The organism is Pseudomonas sp. PDM04 (assembly GCF_014851765.1).
Classification (GTDB): Bacteria; Pseudomonadota; Gammaproteobacteria; order Pseudomonadales; family Pseudomonadaceae; genus Aquipseudomonas.
Genome location: NZ_JACVAI010000005.1, coordinates 47311 through 66767, shown reverse-complemented (window position 1 = coordinate 66767; position 19457 = coordinate 47311). Strand labels below are relative to the sequence as shown.

Below are 19457 nucleotides of genomic sequence, written 5' to 3'. Positions count from 1 at the left end.
ATCGCGAGCGGGCTCGCTCCCCCAGGTTTTGTGCAGTACCTGGGGGAGCGAGCCCGCTCGCGATGGGGACGCGCAGATCGTCTGAGGCGCTAGTGAGTTACCCCTGCCACTTGCCACCCTCGACAATCACGCTCTCGGGCTTTGTGTCGTCGCTCAGTTCCTTGCGCACGTACTGGTCGTACAGCTTGAGCAGGTATTTCTCTTCACCCAGCTTCGCCAACTCGGCGTTGACCCAGTCACGCAGCTCGATGTTGCCCTTCTTCACCGCCGGCGCAATCGGCGCTTCGGCACCCAGCGTCTGCGCCAGCACGCGATAACCCGGGTTCTGCTTGGCCCAACTGAACAGCACCAGGTTGTCCTGGGCATAGGCATCGCCGCGACCATTGGCCAGGGCTTGCAGCGACTCGGAGTTCTTCTCGAACTTGAGCAGTTTCCAGTCCGGGTGGTTCTTGGTCAGCCAGATGTCTGCCGTGGTGCCGGTGGTGACGATGGTGGTGCGGGTTGCCAGGTCATCGAGGGTTTTCACCTCGCTGGCCTGTGGCACCAATGCCTGCACCGCGACTTTCAGGTTCGGGTTGGTGAATTCCACCGCCTCCTTGCGCTCCGGGGTCACGGTCATGTTGGCCAGGATCAGGTCGACCTTGTCACTTTGCAGGAATGGAATCCGGCTGGCCGGTTCCACCGCGACGAATTCGATCTTGTTTTCGTCGCCCAGCAGGTCCTTGGCGAAACGACGGCCGATGTCGGTATCGAAACCGACGTAGCGCCCCGCCTCATCGACGAAGCCGAACGGCGGCTTGTCAGTGAAGACGCCGACGATCAACTTGTCCCGCGCCTTGATCTTTTCCAGGTAGCCGGCCGGCGCGGTGCTTTCGCTGGCGACTTTGGGCTTTGGCGGTTCTTCGGTTTTATTGCAGCCGGCCAGCAGCGCGAGGCCGAGCAGCGGGAGTAGCAAGCGTGAAGCCTTGGCAGTTTTCATGGCAGTTCCAGTTCCTTTGTTTGAGTCGTTTCGGGTAGGGCGGCGACGTAGGAGAACTTCTCCAGGAACTGCTGCGCGCGTGCGGTTTGCGGGTTCGTAAAGAAAATCTCGGGGGGGTTCTGTTCAAGGATTCGCCCGGCATCCATGAACACGATTCGGTCGGCCACGGCACGGGCAAAGGCCATTTCGTGGGTGACGATCAGCAGCGTCATGCCTTCACGGGCCAGGCCTTGAATGACTTCCAGCACTTCCTTGACCATTTCCGGGTCGAGGGCGGCGGTGACCTCATCAAACAACATGACCCTGGGGTTCATGCACAGCGAACGAACGATGGCGATCCGTTGCTGCTGACCGCCGGAGAGCTGGCGGGGAAAGGCATCGCGCTTGTCCAGCAGGCCCACCCGCGCCAGCAGGGCTTCAGCCTGGACCTGTGCCTCGCGACGTTCGCGCTTTTGCACCTTGACCGGGCCGAGCAGCAGGTTGTCGAGCACGCTCATGTGCGGGAACAGGTGGTAACTCTGGAACACCATGCCGATCTGTTGCCGCACTTCGCGCCAGTCGGTGCCCTTGTCCAGCAACTCGCGACCGGCAAATGCCAGGCTGCCGCCGTGGGCGACTTCCAGGCCGTTGAGGCACCGTAACAACGTGCTCTTGCCGCAGCCGCTGGGACCGAGGATGACGATCACTTCGCCTGAGTTGACGTTCAGGTCGATGCCCTTGAGCACCTGCTGCTCGCCAAAGAACTTGTTGAAACCCTTGAACTCGATCAATGCGCTCATGCTTGCGTCCAGCGCCGCTCCAGCACACGCGAGGCGGCTGACAGCGGGTAGCAGATGAAAAAGAAAAACAGGAACAGGGCGCCGTAGATCAGCACCGATTCGTAGGTGCGCTCGATGATCTGCTGGCCGACCTTGATCACGTCCACCACGCCGATCAACACTGCCAGGGAGCTGGTCTTGATGATTCGCGTGTAGACGTTGATGGTCGGCGGCGTCATGCGTTTCAGGGCCTGGGGCAGCAACACGTAGCCGTAGAGTTGCGGCCCGTTCAGGCCGATCGACAACCCGGCTTCACGCTGCCCGCGTGGCAGCGAATGCAACGCACCGCGCACCACCTCGCCCACTTCGCTGGCGCCCCAGAGCGACAAGACCAGCACCGCGCACCAGAAGCTCGGAAGGCTGAGGCCGAAGAAAATCGGCAGGCCAAAGAACAGCAGGTACAGCCAGACCAGCACCGGAATCGCCCGGAACAGCTCCAGGTACACCCGCAGGATCGCGTTCAAGGCTTTTGAATTCAGCGTACGCAACACGCCGTAGAGCACCCCGCCCACCGTGCTGATGGCGATGCTCAGAAAGGAAATCGACAGGGTTTGCGCAGCGCCCTTGCCCAGTTGCGGCAACGACACCCAGAGCAGTTCAAGACCCGAACTGGCCATGCTGGAGCCTCCTTTCCAGACGGCTGAGCAACAGCGACAGCGGTAAAAACAGCAGCACGCAGATCAGCGTCAGCACGGCGAGCATTTCGTAGGTTTTGTAGTAGAGGGCGATGTAGCTTTTGGTGGTGTAGAGAATTTCCGGCACCGCCACCGCCGAAACCACGGTGGTTTCTTTCAGCAGGAAAATGAAATTGGCGAACAGCGAAGGCAGGCTGAGGATGCCCGCTTGCGGCAGGATCACGTAGCGCAGCAATTGACCGTGGGACAACCCGATGGAACGACCGGACTCCAGTTGCGCCGCAGGTACGGCCTCCACCCCGGCACGCAGCACTTCGGTGAGATAGGCACCGCCGAGGAACGTCATGGTGATGATCGCGGCCGCAAAACCGGACACCTTGATGCCCAGGGCCGGCAGCGCGAAGTAGACGAAGAACAGCTGGATCAACAGCGGCGTGTTGCGCGCCAACTCCACATACAGCCCGACCAGGCGCTGCAGGTACGGCGTGCGGAACACCAGGATCGTCGCGTTGATCAAGGCCACCAGCAGCGACGTGCCGATGGCGATCAGGCCGACCTGCAACGTCACGCCCACCGCCGTGGCGAACGCCGGCAGGGTGCTGAGGATAAAAGCGTAATCGAAGTTCATTGAACATCCTGGACGCCGCTCGGTAAGCGACGGTGGTGCGGTCCATGGGCCGTGGGTAACGACCCGGCAAGCACCGACTTTAAAGGTATAAGAAATTAAATTTAAATACCGTTAAAGCATATTGATATCACGCAAAAACCTATCCGCCGAATTTGCCGGCACGCAGGAAGCCGACTACTTTCCTTTGCGCTGCAGGGGGATCTTTTTCTCGAATCCACCCTCCAAGGACGCACAGCTTCTGGCCAGACCCGGCCGGACCACACAAGGAAGAACATCATGGCTGACGTAAAAGCACCGCAACCACTGGACCCGCAGGACATCCTGAAACTGCTGGTGGCGTTGCGCAGGGCGTTGAAGGCCGGGGTGGCCTGAACACCTGTCCTTCGCGGGAGCGAGCCTGCTCGCGAACAGGCGGTGCCTGTTGCTACAGGCACTGGCTTGCACACGGTTAACCTCGAGAAACGAGCAGGCAAAAAAACGCCGACGCTATCGCTAGCCGTCGGCGTTCGAAACCGTGAAGGGATTTACGCGTGAATCAGAACGCCGGCAGTACCGCGCCGCTGTACTTCTTCTCGATGAAGGCTTTCACTTCAGGGCTGGTCAAAGCCTTGGCCAGTTTCTGGATGGCTGCGCTGTCCTTGTTGTCCGGACGAGCCACCAGGAAGTTCACGTACGGCGAATCGGCACCTTCGATCACCAGCGCGTCTTTGGCCGGGTTCAGACCGGCTTCCAGCGCGTAGTTGGTGTTGATCAGGTCCAGGTCGACTTCTTTCAGAACGCGTGGCAGCAAGGCCGACTCCAGTTCCTTGAACTTGAAGTTATGCGGGTTCTTGGCGATGTCCTTTGGCGTCGACAGGGCGTTGCTCGGGTCTTTCAACTCGATCAGGCCGGCTTTCTGCAGCAGGATCAGGGCACGGCCGCTGTTGCTGCCTTCGTTTGGCAGCGCGATGGTCGCGCCGTTTGGCAGTTCGGCCAGGGATTTGTATTTGCTGGAGTAGCCGCCGAACGGTTCAACGTGAACGCCGATCACGGTTTCCAGGTTGGTGCCCTTGCCTTTGTTGAAGCTGTCCAGGTACGGCTTGGTCTGGAAGTAGTTGGCATCCAGACGTTTTTCGGCAACCTGTACGTTCGGCTGAACGTAATCGGTGAACACCTTGATCTCCAGGTCCACGCCTTCTTTGGCGAGGGTCGGCTTGATCAGCTCCAGAATCTCGGCGTGTGGAATCGGGGTCGCCGCCACCACCAGTTTCTCGCCAGCCTGGGCCAGGCCTGCGGTCAGGGCAGCCGCCAATGCGGTAAACAACAGAACCTTTTTCATGCAGTGTCCTTATCGAAAATCACGGTCGTCATCGACGACGGCTATTAATACCTGTGCCAGTGAAGTGCTATCGCTGGCGTGGAGCGGACAATACCGGGATTTTATATGCCCGAACAATATCTTTTATTCACTTTGATATTCCATTTTGCTCATACAGCTCTAAATCGCGGATTACCCCTGTGGCGCGCTCGCGCCTACGGGAGCATTTCGAGACGACTCAAGAGCTGCCGCAACGCTTCTTTCTCCGCCGCAGAGCCGTTGCCCAGAATCAGCCTGAGCTGATGCTCGATCTGCGTCAGCGATTCGGGCAGGTTCAGATGCTCCGGCAGGATCTCGTCACCGTGACTCACCAACAATGCGAAGTGAATGACGTTTTCCAGTTCGCGGGTATTGCCCGGCCAGTTGTGGCGCTCGAGCACCCGTTGTGCGGCCTCGCTGATCAGCGGCACTGGCAGGTCGAGGCGCTGGCTGTAGATCCCCAAAAAATACTCGGACAGCGACAGGATATCGCCGACCCGCTCGCGTAGCGCCGGCAGTTCGAGCTGCCCCTCGCTGAGGTAGTGGTAAAGCCGCTCATGGAATTTTCCGGCGGCCACCGCCTGCGCCAGGTCGATGCTGGTCGCCGCGACCAGACGCACGTCCACCGGGCTGGGGTGCGTGGCGCCCACGCGAGTGACTTCATGATTTTCCAGGGCGGCGAGCAATTTGATCTGGATCGGCAGTGGCAAGTCGCCGATCTCGTCCAGGTAGAGCGTGCCGCCATTGGCCGAACCGAACCACCCGGCGCGGCTGCTCGCCGAGCCGCTGTGGCTGCCGGCCGCATAGCCGAACAGCTCGGCGTCGGCGTAGGTCGGGCTGATCGCGCCGCAGTTGACCGACACGAACAAACCGCCGCGATCACTGGCGCGGTGGATATGCCGGGCCAGCAGTTCCTTGCCGCTGCCGGTTTCGCCGCGGATCAATACCGAAATCGAACGCGGCGCCAGTTGCTCCAGCTCCTCACGCAACTGGCGCGAGCGCGGATCGACGAACACCAGGGCCTTGGCGCGGATGCTCAGGGGGCTTTTTTCGGCGTCGGGGAAGGTCAGCAGCGGCTGGCCGAAGGTTTCAAAACTCATGGCAGGCTCCCGCCCCAAACCGCCGGGAGACGGGGAGGCGTTTCTAAAAAAATGACGAATTCAAGCGCGGCGCAGCGCGTGGTGTTCCATGCGGTTCTGCAGGCGGTAGAGATAGGCAAACCCCTGCTCCCAACGCTGATGCCCGGACTTCACATTGATGTGCCCGGCACCCGACAGGATGCCCGCCTCGGCCCCCCAGTTACGCGCCAGCTCCAGCGCACGCGGCGCACTGACGGCGCTGTCGTTGTCGGAGCTGACCACCTGGCTGGGAAACGGCAAGAGGTCGGTGGGGATCGGCGCAAAGTTGCGCAGCGCCGGCGCGCAGGCCGGACGCTCGACATCCGCAGGGGCGACCAACAGGGCACCACGCACCTGACGCAAGACGTTCAAGGGCGCGGTGGCGGCCCAATGCGCGACCGTGATGCAACCCAGGCTATGGGCGATCAGGATCACCGGCGTGCTGTCGGCGGCAATCGCTTCGGCCAGCGCCGCCACCCAGTCTTCACGGCGCGGCGTCAGCCAGTCGGCCTGTTCCACCCGCGCACTGTTCGGCAGGCTGTTCTGCCAATGGCTTTGCCAATGATCTTCTGGCGATCCTTGCCAGCCCGGCACAATCAGGTAGCGGATTGATTCGTTGCGCATGGGGAACTCTCCTGCTGCGTGTCTGTTGCTGACCGAGTATAGGGAGGAGAGTTATATTCGTTAAGGAATAAGAAGCTATTTATTAAGACCTATAATGAATAACAAATCATTTCCTGTGGGAGCAAGCCTGCTCGCGATGGCGATCATCGGCCTCGATGGCGACAGTCACACCCTCGCGAGCAGGCTCGCTCCCACAGGAGGTCTACAAAAAAAAAGGGGCCCCACCCTGCCAAGGAGACGGCCCCGGAAACTCACACGCTGTAGCGCGATGATTGGCTGAAATGATTATCCAATAAAGGAATATTTAATTACTTTATTAGACTCATATGGCATATGCCATTCACTTTCCAAGCCTCAACGTAGCGCTGATTTGGGTCAAATTGATGACCGGCGTTTGAGGTTCCGGGTGTTTGGATCACGCCTGTGCCGTTCGCACTTCCTGTGGTTCCGCGGCGTCCTGGCGCACGAAGCGGTTGGCCCGCGCAAACGTGCCGTAGTCGTTGAAGCGCACGCCCATCTCGCGCATGACCTTATGCGCCACCGGCACGGTCATCTGGCGGATGTAGAACGGCTCCTTCACCACAAAATGGTGAATCCCGTGGCTGCTGCCGAAGTTGAAGCAGAACGCCTGCAGCGGCCACAGCCACCACGGGTTCAAGACCTGGGTTTGCTGGATCACGTTGCCCGGTTCCACATCGCCGTAGTAGTGCATGTTCGAGCTGATGAAGTGCAGGCAAAACGTGCGCAACACGTTCGGCCCGATGATCACCACCACCGCGATGTCGATCACGCCCATGACCGACAGCGTGGTCGCCGACCACTCGACGCTCGTTCCCAGCAGGTGGGCGACGCCATTGGCCCCATGGAAACCGAGGAACAGGTACCACGCCCCCCAATGCAGCAACGCGAGCGGCGCATAGACTTTCAGGACACGCTTGAGGATGCCGAACTTGTGGGCCCAGGTTTTGGCCCGCAGCAAGCGAATGAACGCCGACATCATGTTGTCGCCCACCATCAGCAACCGGGCAATGCCCCAGGGCTCGCCGTTGGTGATCGCCCGCTCTTCCATGTCCGCTTCCGTGCCGGACAGCTTGTGGTGGTTGAGGTGCAGTTGCCGGCGAATCCAGGGATTGATCGTGCTCGGCCGCGCCAGCCACACCAGGCCCATCATCAGGTTGTGCGGCAGGCGCTGTTTGCGAAAGTACATGCTATGGATCAGGTCGTGCTCCAGCTCATGGGTCAGCGAGGCGAAAAACGCGTTGAGCAGCAAACAGGCCCACCACGCCATGTAGCCGCCGAGATACAGCGCCGCCGAACCCACCATCCCCGCCAGGGCGAACGCCAGAATCCCCGCACCCAGTGCGTCCTGGTGGTTGAGAATCGGGTAGCGCTGGCGCAGCTCGACGCCCCTGGCCAACACCACTTCGCGAATGTGCGCCGAGCGCTGGGCTGCATTCAGTCGCTGGGGACTTGCAGAAGTACCTTCCATGCTTCCATCCTCTGGTTATTGATGTCTGCATCCTGCCCTGCGAACCCTCGGCACGCGGTAGCCGTAGACGCCAACCTGTTGACCGGAAGCGCCAATCAGCATGACTGAACCGACCTCCCTCGCCAGCTGGACCCGCGCCCTGCGCAAGCAACTCGATGCGCTGGGCCTGGACAGCACCGCCCTGTGCCAGCAGGCCGGGCTCGACCCGCAATGGATGGACGACCCCAACGCCCGCTATCCGTTGTCCGGCACCACGCGCCTGTGGGAAATCGCCGTGCAGGTCAGCGGCGATCCGGCGATCGGCCTGCGCGTGTCGCGCTTCGTCAGCCCGACCACCTTCCACGCGCTGGGCTACGCCCTGGTGGCCAGCGGCAGCCTGCGCGAAGTGTTCGAGCGCATCGTGCGTTATCACCAGGTGGTCAGCGATGCCCTGGAGCTTGAGTTGAGCCGCACCGAGGACCGCTATCGCTTTCGCCTGAAGATCCCACCCGGCAACCCGGCGCCGGCGTTCGAGGCCATCGACGCCTTCGCCGCGATTTATGTGCGCACCTGCCGCAATCGCCTGGGTCGCGACTATGCGCCACTGGCGGTGTATCTGCGCCGCCCGGAACCGGTGGACGCGCATCAATGGCACAAGGTCTTTCGCGCCCCGGTGTATTTTTCGGCGGCCGAGGACCGGCTGGAGTTTTCCCTGGCGGATTTCGACAGTCACCTGGACGACGCCAACCCGGAACTGGCCGAGCACAACGAAACCGTGCTCAAGCGCACCCTGGCGCAACTCAAGCCCCTGACCTGGGAGCGCAAGGTCCGCGACGCCATCGAGGAGCAATTGCCCGAAGGCGAGCCCAGCGCGGAGCACATTGCCCAGGCCCTGCACCTGAGCCTGCGCAGCCTGCAACGGCACCTGGCGGACGAAGGCTGCCGGTTCGATACGCTGCTCAACGAAAGCCGCGAAAACCTCGCCCTGCTGCACCTGCGTGATCCGCAATGCTCGCTGAGCGAGATCAGTTACCTGCTCGGATTTTCCGACACCAGCAGCTTCAGCCGGGCGTTCAAACGCTGGACCGGAATGACGCCGGGGCAGTTTCGCGATGGGTTGCGCTGACCGATCCGCAAAGCGGATTATCCGGGCCAGCCTCATCGCGAGCAGGCTCGCTCCCACAGGGGGGGCGGTGTGAACCACAAGGTTGTAGTCAACCTCCAAAACCTGTGGGAGCGAGCCTGCTCGCGAGACGATGGAACAGACGCCGCAGAACCTCAGTGGCCCCGATCCCGCCGCAACAACTTGCGCACCCGCGCCACCAGCTCACTCAGCGTAAACGGCTTCAGCAGGTAAGCGTCCTCGTGCAATTCCAGTCCGCGCAGGCGATCTTCGATGCCATCGCGGGTGGTCAGGAACAGCACCGGCGTTGCGCCGAGCTTGCGGACCTGTTGCTGCAACTGCCAGCCGTTGAGCCCCGGCAGCATGACGTCGAGGATGATCATCCGGTACTCGCCGGACTCGATAAAACGCCGGCCGTCCATGCCGTTGAGCGCTACATCCACGGCGTAACCGGCCTCACCCAGGCCAATGGCCAGGCGCTTGGCCAACTCCGGTTCGTCTTCCACTAACAGCACACGCATGGCACACCTCATTGTCGTCGTCACAGGCTAAGCGCCTTCACGGCCAAAGCCCAGCACCAACGTGTTTTTCAGACAATGGCCAAGGCCCGCAGCCGTTCGGCATCGAGGATTTCGATCTCGCCGTACTTCAGGTTCACAATCCCCTGGCTCTGGAACTCCTTGAGGATCTGGTTGGTGGTCTGGCGCGACAGCGACAGCATCGACGCCAGTTGTTCCTGCGGCAGTTGCAGCACCCGTCGGGGCGGGTCGAGCTCACCGTAGCCGGCGGCGATCATCAGCAGACGATGGGCCAGGCGGGCCGGTGCCGGCATCAGGCTCAGCTGTTCGAGACTGATGAAAGTCAGGCGCAGTTTCTGGCTCATCAACAGCGCCAGTTGCCGCCAGTACAGCGGTTGCTCGTCGAGCAAGGCCAGCAGCGCCGACTGCGGGATGTGCAACAGGGTGCATTGGCCCAGAGCGAATGCGTCATGGGTGCGCGGCTGGCCGTCGAACAGGCAGATTTCGCCGAACCAGTGCGGCGGCTCCACCAGGCTCAACAAGGCCTCCTTGCCCTGCTCGTTCACCGTGCCGATGCGCACCGCGCCTTCGAGCACGGCGTACAGGCCACAGGGTGGGTCGCCGCGCTTGAACAGACGCTGGCCCGACGACAGGCGCCGCACCTTGGCGGCGGCCAGCAAGCTATCCTGTAAGCGTGTCGGCAGATGGCTGAACCAGTGGCCCGTCATCAGGCGCGAACGCCAAACCTGCATGTCCATCGAAACTCCTGGAGATTGTCGCCTGGCTGACAGAGCCAACACTGAACCCGGGGCATGATCGATCACCCTACAGGAGGAATAACAATGAAAAAAAGCCTCGTTGACCATCTCGGCCAATACGCTGCCTATCACCGTGACCCACGCAACATCGCCAGCCACTTCATCGGCATCCCGCTGATCGTCGTCGCGGTGGCGGTGCTGCTGGCCCGCCCGCAATGGGGCGGTGGCTGGCTTTCACCGGCGGCCCTGGTGGCCGTGGCGTCGATCTGGTTCTACCTGCGCCTGGAATTGCGCCTCGGGCTGGTGATGAGCGTGTTGATGGCGCTGTCCGTCTGGGCCGGGCATGTACTGGCGCAACAAAGCACCCTGGTGTGGCTGGCCAGTGGCATCGGGCTGTTCGTGGTGGGCTGGGCGATCCAGTTCGTCGGCCATTACTACGAGGGACGCAAACCGGCGTTTGTCGATGACGTGACCGGTTTGATTGTCGGGCCGTTGTTCGTGGTAGCGGAGCTGGCGTTTCTGCTGGGGATGCGACGTGAGTTGAAAGAGCAGATCGAGGCGCGGGTGGGTGGGGTACGGGTCAATCCGAATCGCGCTGCGGCTTAGTACGCCATCGCGAGCAGGCTCGCTCCCACACGGGATCGGGGTCGTACACAAACTCTGTGACCGACCGCGCCCTGGTGGGAGCGAGCCTGCTCGCGATGCTTTTAGCCCTTAAAGGTTGGCGACTTTCTGCCACACCTTCGGCTTGAAGAACAGGGTTTCGCCCTTGGCCAGCCCGATCAGGCTGTCGTGGTCCTTCACCACTTCGGCCTCGATCAGATCGCTCTGCCCTTCGACCTTCAAGGTCACCCGAGTGGTCGCGCCCAGCGGACGGATATCCCGCACTTCGGCCGCGTGGTGATCGTCCAGTTCGTGCCGCGACAACGACACTTCGTGCGGCCGGAACAGCACGTGATTGTCCTCGCCCAGGTGCAGGCGGTTGGAGTCACCGAGGAAGTGGTAGACGAAATCGCTGGCCGGGTTTTCGTAAACGTCACCCGGTGAGCCGATCTGCTCGATCACACCCTTGTTCATCACCACGATGCGATCGGCCACTTCCATCGCCTCTTCCTGGTCGTGGGTCACGAACACCGAGGTCAGGTTGATGTCCTCGTGCAGGCGCGCCAGCCAGCGCCGCAGCTCCTTGCGGACCTTGGCGTCGAGGGCGCCGAACGGTTCGTCGAGCAGCAGCACTTTCGGCTCCACCGCCAGGGCACGGGCCAGCGCGATACGCTGGCGCTGACCGCCGGACAGCTGCTCCGGGTACCGGTCCGACAGCCAGTCCAGTTGCACCATGTTCAGCAGCTCATGGACCTTGGTCGCGATCTGGCTTTCGTTCGGGCGCTGGTTCTTCGGCTTCATGCGCAGGCCGAACGCAACGTTGTCGAACACCGTCATGTGACGGAACAGGGCGTAGTGCTGGAACACGAAACCGACGTTGCGATCACGCACATCGTGGCCGGAGACGTCTTCGCCGTGGAACACGATATTGCCCTGATCCGGTGTTTCCAGACCGGCAATGATCCGCAGCAGCGTGGTCTTGCCGCAACCCGACGGGCCCAGCAGCGCCACCAGCTCGCCGCTGTGAATGTCCAGGCTGATGTTATCCAGCGCCTTGAACGCATTGAAATTCTTGCTGACGTTACGCACTTCGATCGACATGAATTATTCCTCCGCGGCGCTGGCGCGCAGGCGGTTAATACGGTTTTCGCTCCACTGCTTGAGCAGCAGGATGAAGAGCGCCATGATCAGCAACAGGCTCGCGACCGCGAACGCGGCCACGTGGTTGTATTCGTTGTAGAGGATCTCGACGTGCAGCGGCAAGGTGTTGGTCACCCCGCGAATGTGCCCGGAGACCACCGACACCGCACCGAACTCACCCATCGCCCGGGCGGTACACAGCACCACGCCATAGATCAGGCCCCATTTGATATTGGGGACGGTGACGTGCCAGAACATCTGCCAACCATTGGCACCCAGCAGGCGTGCGGCCTCCTCTTCCTGAGTGCCCTGTTCCTGCATCAACGGGATCAGCTCGCGCGCCACGAACGGAACGGTGACGAAAATCGTCGCCAGCACGATGCCCGGCAAGGCGAAAACGATCTGGATGTCGTGATCTTGCAACCATGGCCCGAACAGGCCCTGGGCACCGAACATCAGCACGTAGACCAGACCCGCGATCACCGGCGACACCGAGAATGGCAGGTCGATCAGCGTCACCAGAATGCTCTTGCCACGGAACGAGTACTTGCTCACGCACCACGCGGCACTGACGCCGAACACCACGTTCAACGGCACCGAAATCAACACGGCGATCACCGTGAGCTTCAGCGCCGACAGCGCGTCCGGTTCAAAGATCGCGGTGAAGAAAGCGCCCAGGCCATTCTTCAAACCCTGGGACACCACGATAAACAGCGGCAACAGCAGGAACAGGGCGAAAATCAGCCAGCCGAGGCCGATCAGGATACGCCGCGAGGTGGCACTGCCACGGCGGGCAGCGTTGGCCGAAGAGGCGGCCGCAATAGACGATTGGGACATGGTTCGCGCCTCCTTATGGGGTTTCGATGCGGCGTTGCAGCAGGTTGATCAGCAGCAACAGGACGAAGGAAACCACCAGCATCAGCACGCCGATGGCGGTCGCACCGGTGTAATCGTACTGGTCGAGCTTGACCATGATCAGCAACGGCAGGATCTCGGTTTTCATCGGCATGTTACCGGCGATGAAGATCACCGAGCCGTACTCGCCGACACCCCGGGCAAAGGCCAGGGCGAAACCGGTCAACCAGGCGGGCAGCAGCGCGGGCATCAGGATATGCCGGAACACCTGCAGCGGCCTTGCGCCCAGGCAGGCTGCCGCCTCCTCCACCTCACGGGGAATATCGGCCAGTACCGGCTGCACCGTGCGGACCACGAAAGGCAGCGTGACAAACGTCAGCGCCAGCGTGATGCCCAGCGGGGTATAGGCGATCTTGAAGCCCAGGTCCGCCGCGAACTGCCCCACCAGACCGGCTGGCGTATACAACGCGGTCAGCGCGATACCGGCGACGGCGGTGGGCAAGGCGAACGGCAGGTCGATCATCGCATCGATGATCTTGCGGCCGGGGAAGGTGTAGCGCACCAGCACCCAGGCGAGCAGCGTGCCGATGATGCCGTTGATGATCGCGGCGTACAGTGCGGTGCCGAAGCTCAGTTTCAGCGCCGCCAGGACGCGAGGCGCCGAAACGATAGCCCAGAACTGATCCCAGGTGAGTTGAGCGGCGTGAACGAACATCGCCGCCAGTGGAATGAGCACAATCAGGCTGAGGTACACCAAGGTGTAGCCCAGCGTCAGCCCGAAGCCGGGTATGACGGGGGAGATACGACGCGACATAAAAGTCCTTGGTTGGAAAGCGTCAATGTGGGAGCGAGCCTGCTCGCGAAAGCGGAGTATCAGGCGACATGCGCATTGACTGATAGTCCCTCTTCGCGAGCAGGCTCGCTCCCACAGATCGGTGCCTGGGCATCAGGCTCTTGTTCAATCAGATTATTGCGCCTGATAGATCTGGTCGAACACGCCGCCGTCATTGAAGAATTTAGGCTGTGCAGTTTTCCAGCCGCCGAAATCCTTGTCGATGGTCACCAGTTCCAGTTTCGGGAACTGTTGGACGTACTTGGCTGCCACGTCCTTGTCCCGTGGACGGTAGAAGTTCTTCGCGGCGATTTCCTGGCCGGCCGGGCTGTACAGGTGCTTGAGGTAGGCTTCGGCGATTTGCTCGTTGCCTTTTTTCTCGGCGTTCTTGTCGACGACCGCGACAGGAGGCTCGGCCAGGATCGACAACGAAGGCACGACGATTTCGAACTTGTCGGCGCCACCGTCTTCCTTCAGGGCCAGGAAGGCTTCGTTTTCCCAGGCCAGCAACACGTCGCCCTGACCGTTGTTGACGAAGGTGATGGTCGAACCGCGAGCACCGGTGTCCAGCACGGGCACGTGCTTGAACAGGGTCTCTACGTATTGCTTGGCCTTGGCCTCGTCACCGCCGTTGGCCTTGAGGCCATAGGCCCAGGCCGCGAGGAAATTCCAGCGGGCGCCGCCGGAGGTTTTCGGGTTAGGGGTGATGACCGACACATCGTTCTTGACCAGGTCGGCCCAATCCTTGATGCCTTTCGGGTTGCCTTTGCGCACCAGGAACACGATGGTCGAGGTGTACGGGGTGCTGGCATCCGGCAGGCGTTTCTGCCAGTCGGCCGGCAGGGTCTTGCCCAGCTTGGCGATTTCGTCGATGTCACCGGCCAGGGCCAGGGTCACCACGTCGGCACGCAGGCCGTCGATCACCGCACGGCCCTGTTTGCCCGAGCCACCGTGGGACTGCTGGATTTTCACGGTGTCGCCTGGATTGCTTTTCTTCCAGAAATTGACGAACTCAGCGTTGTAATCCTGATACAGCTCGCGGGTCGGGTCGTACGACACGTTGAGCAGCTCATAATCCTTGGCAACCGCGGAACCCGCAAAAAGGGCACTGGCCAGGGCGGCCAAAGCGAAATGACGAATCGACGACATGGTGAAAGCTCCTGGAATTCTAAGTGTGTTGGCTTTTTTTATGTTGGCGGGAATCGGGTTGCCGGCTGTTCAGCTCGGTTTGTTACTGGGGTTCTGCAAACGGAATTTTTCCTTGCGCTCGATCTGGACGACCTGGGCGTTGTGCACAGTGATTTCCACCGCACCGAAACGCAGGTCGCGCAGGGCGCTCTGGATCTCACGCAAAATCGTGGCTTCGTCTTGACCGTCAACGCTACGCAGGGATGCGCTCATGGTGCTGCTCCTTCGACTGTGGGGTTGCCCGGCAGTCTCCGGGACTGCTTGCGGCGTGAGTCCAATATTAGAGAGGTGCGGATATTCTTAAAAAGACTATTTAAGAATGTTTATATAACCAGAATTAAGAGGCTGGCAGGATGGGGACGCAGAGCGTCCCGAGGGACGCCCCCAGGCAGGTGCTATCGATAGGAAGGTGAGAACGATCAGGGGCGGGTGACCGGGATGGTCGGCACTCGCGTCCAGTCCAGTTCCCCGGCCGGCACCGGGCGGCCAAACCAGTAGCCCTGTCCGAGGTCACCGCCCTGTTCAAGGATGAACGCCGCCTGCTCGGCCTGCTCGATCCCCTCGGCATGCACCTGCATGCCCATGCTCTGCGCCAGGGCGATGATGACCCGCACGATGGCGCCATCGTCCTCGTCCCAGGGCAAGCCGGCGACGAAGCCCTGGTCGATCTTGAGTTTCTGCACCGGCAAGCGCTTGAGGCGCAACAACGAGGAATAGCCGGTGCCGAAATCATCGATGGCCAGCCGCACGCCGAGTTCGCGCAGGCGGTACATCTGCTCCAGCGCCACTTCAGGGTCGTCCATGACTGCGCTCTCGGTCACTTCCAGCTCCAGATACGCCGGATCCAGGCCGGTATCGTGCAGCGCCTGCGCCACTTGCTGATACAGCTCGTGGCGAGCGAACAAGCGTGACGAAACGTTCACCGCCACGAACGACAACGCCAACCCCGCCCGTTGCCACTGGCACATCTGCTCGCAGGCATGGCGCATGACCCAGGCATCGATCTCGGCGATCAACCCGGTCCGCTCGGCGATGGGAATGAACTCCGCAGGGGAAACCAGCCCCCGTTGTGGATGCTCCCAGCGCACCAGCGCCTCGACGCCCACCAGGCGACAGCTCTTGAGGTCGTGCACCGGCTGGTAGTACACCCGAAGTTCATGCTGCTCCAGCGCCCGACGCAGTTCGAACGCCGTCTCGACGCGCTGCTGCGCATGCGCGGTCAACTCTTCGGTGTAGAGGGCATAGCCGTCACGGCCGGCGCTTTTGGTCTTGAACAAGGCCGAGTCGGCGTTGCGCAGCAGTTGTTCGGCGCTCAGCGCATCGCCGGGAAACAGGCTGATGCCGATGCTCGCATTGATGAACAATTGATGCCCATCGATCGGGAACTGCTCCTTCAGGCCATCGAGGATGCGCTGGGCCAACGCAGCCGCCTGCACCAGCTGAGGACAGTTTTCCGCCAGCACGGCGAATTCGTCACCGCCAAGCCGCGCCAGGGTGATCCCCGGCCCGAACATCGCCTTCAGGCGCCTGGCCACCGCCTTGAGCAGCTTGTCCCCTATGGTGTGGCCGAGGCTGTCGTTGATCATCTTGAAGTGGTCCAGATCGATCAGCAGCAACGCGCAGCCGCGTTTGTTGATCTGCGCCGACGCCAGGGCCTGCTGGGCACGGTCGGTGAACAGCAGACGATTGGGCAGGTCGGTCAGCGGATCATGGTGAGCCAGGTACTTGAGCTCGTGCTCGGAGTCCTTGATCTTGCTGATGTCGGAGAACACGGCGACGTAGTGGCTGAGCTCGCCGTGGTCATCGCGGATCAGGCGGATGGTCTGCCACTGCGGATAGATTTCCCCGCTTTTGCGGCGGTTCCAGATTTCGCCGCTCCATTCGCCACTGCGCTGCAAGGCTTCGAACATGGTCTGGTAGAACGCCGCCGGGTGGTGGCCGGACTTGAACATCCGGGGTTCCTGCCCCAGGACCTCTTCACCCTGGTAACCGGTGATTTGCATGAACGCGCGGTTCACATGGACGATCACGCCCTTGCGGTCGGTGACCAGCACCCCTTCGCGGGTGCAGTCGAACACGGCGGCCGCCTGACGCAAACGCTCGCGGTCCGCGTGGTGCTCGCGCAATGTCGCGCCAAAGCCCAGGCAACGGAGCAATTGCGTACGGGCAAGGAATATCAACCCGGCGCTGAACAGCACCCAGACGTAGCCGTTGATCAGTTGCCAGCGCAACTGCTCATCGGAGTTATCGAAGAAACTGTTCAATAAATAGCCACTAAACTGCAGCCAGATCACTGACAGCAACAGATAAAGCAGTGCCGCACGCAATGCGACGCGATAGGTGGCAGACATTTCGTGCTGTCCCTGTCTACAAAAAGGCTCGAATTATAGGTCAAGTAACATCCAGAGACTCTTATCTGAAAGGGCGACTGGTTTTATCTGTGTGCTCAGTGATAATGCAACGGCTGTCTTTTTCTTTTTCGAGGGCCCTATAGCCTATGTGGTACCAAGGTTTTCTCGGCTTGTCGCCCTGGTCGCTGGTGGCAGTCACCCTGCTGATGACCCACGTTACGATCATTGGTGTCACGGTCTATCTGCATCGTTATTCAGCCCATCGCTCCCTCGAGCTCAATGCCGGCCTGAAACATTTCTTCCGCTTCTGGCTGTGGCTGACCACCGCGCAGAACACCCGCGAGTGGACCGCCATCCACCGCAAGCATCACGCCAAATGCGAAACCGTCGATGACCCGCACAGCCCGGTCATCAAGGGCTTGTCCACGGTGCTGCGCAAAGGTGCCGAGCTTTATCGCGCCGAGGCGGAGAACCCCGAGACCCTGCGCATCTACGGCAAGAACTGCCCCGAGGACTGGATCGAGCGCAACCTCTACAGCCGTTTCCCGCGCCTGGGCGTGGCGCTCATGGCCGTCATCGACCTGCTGCTGTTCGGCACCCTCGGCATCACGATCTGGGCCATCCAGATGATGTGGATTCCGATCTGGGCCGCCGGCGTGGTCAATGGCCTGGGCCATGCCGTTGGCTACCGCAATTTCGAATGCCGCGATGCCGCGACCAACCTGGTGCCCTGGGGCATCCTGATTGGCGGCGAAGAACTGCATAACAACCATCACACCTACCCCAACTCGGCAAAACTGTCGGTGAAAAAGTGGGAATTCGACCTGGGTTGGGCCTGGATCCAGGTGTTCTGCTTCCTGAGGCTGGCCAAGGTTCAGCGGGTGGCGCCAATTGCCCACCGGGTCGAAGGCAAGGGCATCCTGGACATGGACACCGCCATGGCCATTCTCAACAACCGCTTCCAGATCATGGCCCAGTACCGCAAGCTGGTGATCGCGCCGCTGGTCAAGCAGGAGCTGGAAAAGGTCGATCATTCGGTCCGCCACCAGTTTCACCGGGCCAAACGCCTGCTTTCGCGAGAAACCAGCCTGCTCGATGACAAACACCACCTGCGCATCCAGACCATGCTCGAGCACAGCCACGCGCTGAAGGTAATTTACGAGAAACGACTGGCCCTGCAGCAGATCTGGGTCAAGACCAGCGCAAATGGTCACGACATGCTGGCCGCGATCAAGGATTGGGTGCACGAGGCCGAAGCCAGTGGCATCCAGTCCCTGCGCGACTTTGCCGACCAGTTGAAAACCTACTCCCTGCGCCCTGGCTCAATCGCCTGACACCGTTGATCGGTGCGCCCGGTTTTGCGGGCGCACCCTTCGGAACTTCGTTGCAATTCCCCTATCTCAAAGACACTTCGCCACTACGGCGGGCCTGGCTGTGGTCGCGGCCAACACGCAGCATGCCCTTTGAGATTTGTGTCGATGGTCAACAAGAACCTGCAAGACTCACCCCTGCCCCAATGGCCCGAGGCCGCGCAGACCCTGATGGCATTGATGCATGCCCAGGGTGAAGTCGCACGCCTGAGCGAACGCGAACAGTTGTTCAGCTCCCTGCTGGTGACCGTCAACGCCGTACTGTGGGCTTTCAACTGGGAAACCCGTGAGGTGCTCTACGTCAGCCCCGCCTACGAACGGATTTTCGGCCGTTCCGCAGGCCTGCTGCTGGCCGACTACAACCAGTGGCGAGACAGCATTTACCCTGACGATCTGGAGTACGCCGAGCGCAGCCTCGCCGAGGTGCTGGACAAAGGCGCCGTCGAAGACCGCGAGTACCGCATCATCGCCGCCGACGGCCAGGTGCGCTGGCTCAGCGACAAGTGCTTCATCAACCGCCAGGCCGAACCGGGCCAGCCGGTGATCATCGTCGGTTTTGCCGAAGACATCACCGACAAGAAAAACATGGAAAGCGAGTTGCATCGCCTGGCCACCATCGACGTCCTGACCCAGAGCAGCAATCGCCGGCACTTCTTCGACTGCGCCCACCGTGAGTTCGAACTGGCACGCCAACAAGGCGGGCCGCTGGCGTTTCTGTTGCTGGACATCGATGATTTCAAGTTGATCAACGACACCTATGGCCACCCGGTCGGCGACAGGGTGCTGCAACAGATTGCCGAGACCGGGCGCGGAGCACTGCGTCGTGGCGACGTGTTTGGACGCATCGGCGGTGAGGAGTTCGCGGCGGTGTTTCCCGGCTGTGCCCCCGACATGGCCATGCAAGTGGCCGAACGCCTGCAGCGCGAAATCCAGCGGCTGAGTTTCAGCCATGAGCACCAGACATTCGGCATCACCGTCAGCCAGGGCCTGACCAACCTGACCGCTGAGGATGCAAACATCGAAAGCCTGTTTGCCCGGGCGGATGCGGCGATGTACGAAGCCAAGCGCCAGGGCAAGAACCGGATCATCTCCGGCTGACAGCTTGCCTGAGCA

The 19457-nt window shown here is 61.3% G+C and carries 20 protein-coding genes; 4 read left to right on the top strand and 16 right to left on the bottom strand.

Annotation, left to right across the window (positions count from 1 at the left end):
- Window positions 1–97: 97 nt before the first annotated feature.
- The 8 genes from IB249_RS19950 to IB249_RS19915 all read right to left on the bottom strand — a co-directional run bounded on the left by IB249_RS19950 (window position 98) and on the right by IB249_RS19915 (window position 7627).
- Window positions 98–979, bottom strand: coding sequence for a transporter substrate-binding domain-containing protein (locus IB249_RS19950; protein ID WP_192307436.1), 882 nt, complete (start codon window positions 977–979; stop codon window positions 98–100).
- A complete protein-coding gene (locus IB249_RS19945; RefSeq protein WP_192307435.1) occupies window positions 976–1758 on the bottom strand; it encodes an amino acid ABC transporter ATP-binding protein in 783 nt (260 codons plus the stop codon). Before IB249_RS19945 ends, IB249_RS19950 begins: the two co-directional genes overlap by 4 nt.
- Window positions 1755–2414, bottom strand: coding sequence for an amino acid ABC transporter permease (locus IB249_RS19940; RefSeq protein ID WP_192307434.1), 660 nt, complete (start codon window positions 2412–2414; stop codon window positions 1755–1757). Before IB249_RS19940 ends, IB249_RS19945 begins: the two co-directional genes overlap by 4 nt.
- A complete protein-coding gene (locus IB249_RS19935; protein ID WP_192307433.1) occupies window positions 2395–3060 on the bottom strand; it encodes an amino acid ABC transporter permease in 666 nt (221 codons plus the stop codon). The genes IB249_RS19940 and IB249_RS19935 overlap by 20 nt, the downstream gene beginning before the upstream one ends.
- Window positions 3061–3595: 535 nt before the next feature.
- A complete protein-coding gene (locus IB249_RS19930; protein WP_192307432.1) occupies window positions 3596–4378 on the bottom strand; it encodes a MetQ/NlpA family ABC transporter substrate-binding protein in 783 nt (260 codons plus the stop codon).
- Window positions 4379–4572: 194 nt separating this feature from the next.
- Entirely contained in the window at window positions 4573–5496 is a 924-nt protein-coding gene (locus IB249_RS19925) for a sigma 54-interacting transcriptional regulator (protein ID WP_192307431.1), read from the bottom strand.
- A 60-nt stretch (window positions 5497–5556) separates the two neighbouring features.
- The gene (locus tag IB249_RS19920) at window positions 5557–6138 is read right to left on the bottom strand and encodes an alpha/beta hydrolase (protein WP_192307430.1); all 582 of its coding nucleotides are present in this window, start codon (window positions 6136–6138) and stop codon (window positions 5557–5559) included.
- A 415-nt stretch (window positions 6139–6553) separates the two neighbouring features.
- Window positions 6554–7627, bottom strand: a complete 1074-nt coding sequence (locus IB249_RS19915; RefSeq protein WP_192307429.1) for a fatty acid desaturase — start codon at window positions 7625–7627, stop codon at window positions 6554–6556.
- Between the two features lie 100 nt (window positions 7628–7727).
- Here IB249_RS19915 and IB249_RS19910 point away from each other — a divergent pair, with 100 nt between their 5' ends.
- Entirely contained in the window at window positions 7728–8732 is a 1005-nt protein-coding gene (locus IB249_RS19910; RefSeq protein WP_192307428.1) for an AraC family transcriptional regulator, read from the top strand.
- 152 nt (window positions 8733–8884) lie between these two features.
- Here IB249_RS19910 and IB249_RS19905 read toward each other — a convergent pair whose 3' ends face one another.
- Window positions 8885–9250 (bottom strand): response regulator, encoded by a 366-nt coding sequence (locus tag IB249_RS19905; protein WP_192307427.1) that lies wholly within the window; start codon window positions 9248–9250, stop codon window positions 8885–8887.
- A gap of 68 nt (window positions 9251–9318) precedes the next feature.
- The gene (locus IB249_RS19900; RefSeq protein ID WP_192307426.1) at window positions 9319–10005 is read right to left on the bottom strand and encodes a Crp/Fnr family transcriptional regulator; all 687 of its coding nucleotides are present in this window, start codon (window positions 10003–10005) and stop codon (window positions 9319–9321) included.
- 84 nt (window positions 10006–10089) lie between these two features.
- Here IB249_RS19900 and IB249_RS19895 point away from each other — a divergent pair, with 84 nt between their 5' ends.
- Window positions 10090–10611 (top strand): DUF962 domain-containing protein, encoded by a 522-nt coding sequence (locus tag IB249_RS19895; protein WP_192307425.1) that lies wholly within the window; start codon window positions 10090–10092, stop codon window positions 10609–10611.
- A 108-nt stretch (window positions 10612–10719) separates the two neighbouring features.
- On the opposite strand, the gene IB249_RS19890 is transcribed toward IB249_RS19895, so the two are convergent.
- From IB249_RS19890 to dibA, 6 genes are all read right to left on the bottom strand, one after another.
- A complete protein-coding gene (locus IB249_RS19890; RefSeq protein WP_192307424.1) occupies window positions 10720–11709 on the bottom strand; it encodes a sulfate/molybdate ABC transporter ATP-binding protein in 990 nt (329 codons plus the stop codon).
- 3 nt (window positions 11710–11712) lie between these two features.
- Window positions 11713–12585 (bottom strand): sulfate ABC transporter permease subunit CysW, encoded by an 873-nt coding sequence (gene cysW / locus IB249_RS19885; protein ID WP_192307423.1) that lies wholly within the window; start codon window positions 12583–12585, stop codon window positions 11713–11715.
- 13 nt (window positions 12586–12598) lie between these two features.
- Window positions 12599–13417, bottom strand: a complete 819-nt coding sequence (gene cysT / locus IB249_RS19880) for a sulfate ABC transporter permease subunit CysT (RefSeq protein ID WP_192307422.1) — start codon at window positions 13415–13417, stop codon at window positions 12599–12601.
- 153 nt (window positions 13418–13570) lie between these two features.
- A complete protein-coding gene (locus IB249_RS19875; protein WP_192307421.1) occupies window positions 13571–14584 on the bottom strand; it encodes a sulfate ABC transporter substrate-binding protein in 1014 nt (337 codons plus the stop codon).
- 69 nt (window positions 14585–14653) lie between these two features.
- Window positions 14654–14836: a sulfur starvation response protein OscA gene (oscA, locus tag IB249_RS19870; protein WP_007945260.1), complete on the bottom strand. Its 183-nt coding sequence runs from the start codon at window positions 14834–14836 to the stop codon at window positions 14654–14656.
- 206 nt (window positions 14837–15042) lie between these two features.
- The gene (gene dibA, locus IB249_RS19865; RefSeq protein ID WP_192307420.1) at window positions 15043–16974 is read right to left on the bottom strand and encodes a phosphodiesterase DibA; all 1932 of its coding nucleotides are present in this window, start codon (window positions 16972–16974) and stop codon (window positions 15043–15045) included.
- 146 nt (window positions 16975–17120) lie between these two features.
- Here dibA and desA point away from each other — a divergent pair, with 146 nt between their 5' ends.
- A complete protein-coding gene (desA, locus tag IB249_RS19860; RefSeq protein WP_192307419.1) occupies window positions 17121–18308 on the top strand; it encodes a delta-9 fatty acid desaturase DesA in 1188 nt (395 codons plus the stop codon).
- Window positions 18309–18452: 144 nt separating this feature from the next.
- A complete protein-coding gene (locus IB249_RS19855; RefSeq protein ID WP_192307418.1) occupies window positions 18453–19442 on the top strand; it encodes a GGDEF domain-containing protein in 990 nt (329 codons plus the stop codon).
- Window positions 19443–19457: the final 15 nt, after the last annotated feature.

Bases quoted from the DNA above. Each gene is read 5' to 3' on its own strand.
- IB249_RS19895 (WP_192307425.1), top strand. From the start codon at position 10,090: ATGAAAAAAAGCCTCGTTGACCATCTCGGCCAATACGCTGCCTATCAC.
- dibA (WP_192307420.1), bottom strand. From the start codon at position 16,974: ATGTCTGCCACCTATCGCGTCGCATTGCGTGCGGCACTGCTTTATCTG.
- IB249_RS19875 (WP_192307421.1), bottom strand. From the start codon at position 14,584: ATGTCGTCGATTCGTCATTTCGCTTTGGCCGCCCTGGCCAGTGCCCTT.
- oscA (WP_007945260.1), bottom strand. From the start codon at position 14,836: ATGAGCGCATCCCTGCGTAGCGTTGACGGTCAAGACGAAGCCACGATT.
- IB249_RS19945 (WP_192307435.1), bottom strand. From the start codon at position 1,758: ATGAGCGCATTGATCGAGTTCAAGGGTTTCAACAAGTTCTTTGGCGAG.
- IB249_RS19855 (WP_192307418.1), top strand. From the start codon at position 18,453: ATGGTCAACAAGAACCTGCAAGACTCACCCCTGCCCCAATGGCCCGAG.
- IB249_RS19925 (WP_192307431.1), bottom strand. From the start codon at position 5,496: ATGAGTTTTGAAACCTTCGGCCAGCCGCTGCTGACCTTCCCCGACGCC.
- IB249_RS19935 (WP_192307433.1), bottom strand. From the start codon at position 3,060: ATGAACTTCGATTACGCTTTTATCCTCAGCACCCTGCCGGCGTTCGCC.
- IB249_RS19930 (WP_192307432.1), bottom strand. From the start codon at position 4,378: ATGAAAAAGGTTCTGTTGTTTACCGCATTGGCGGCTGCCCTGACCGCA.
- IB249_RS19900 (WP_192307426.1), bottom strand. From the start codon at position 10,005: ATGGACATGCAGGTTTGGCGTTCGCGCCTGATGACGGGCCACTGGTTC.
- IB249_RS19910 (WP_192307428.1), top strand. From the start codon at position 7,728: ATGACTGAACCGACCTCCCTCGCCAGCTGGACCCGCGCCCTGCGCAAG.
- IB249_RS19915 (WP_192307429.1), bottom strand. From the start codon at position 7,627: ATGGAAGGTACTTCTGCAAGTCCCCAGCGACTGAATGCAGCCCAGCGC.
- IB249_RS19890 (WP_192307424.1), bottom strand. From the start codon at position 11,709: ATGTCGATCGAAGTGCGTAACGTCAGCAAGAATTTCAATGCGTTCAAG.
- IB249_RS19940 (WP_192307434.1), bottom strand. From the start codon at position 2,414: ATGGCCAGTTCGGGTCTTGAACTGCTCTGGGTGTCGTTGCCGCAACTG.
- desA (WP_192307419.1), top strand. From the start codon at position 17,121: ATGTGGTACCAAGGTTTTCTCGGCTTGTCGCCCTGGTCGCTGGTGGCA.
- IB249_RS19920 (WP_192307430.1), bottom strand. From the start codon at position 6,138: ATGCGCAACGAATCAATCCGCTACCTGATTGTGCCGGGCTGGCAAGGA.
- IB249_RS19950 (WP_192307436.1), bottom strand. From the start codon at position 979: ATGAAAACTGCCAAGGCTTCACGCTTGCTACTCCCGCTGCTCGGCCTC.
- IB249_RS19905 (WP_192307427.1), bottom strand. From the start codon at position 9,250: ATGCGTGTGCTGTTAGTGGAAGACGAACCGGAGTTGGCCAAGCGCCTG.
- cysW (WP_192307423.1), bottom strand. From the start codon at position 12,585: ATGTCCCAATCGTCTATTGCGGCCGCCTCTTCGGCCAACGCTGCCCGC.
- cysT (WP_192307422.1), bottom strand. From the start codon at position 13,417: ATGTCGCGTCGTATCTCCCCCGTCATACCCGGCTTCGGGCTGACGCTG.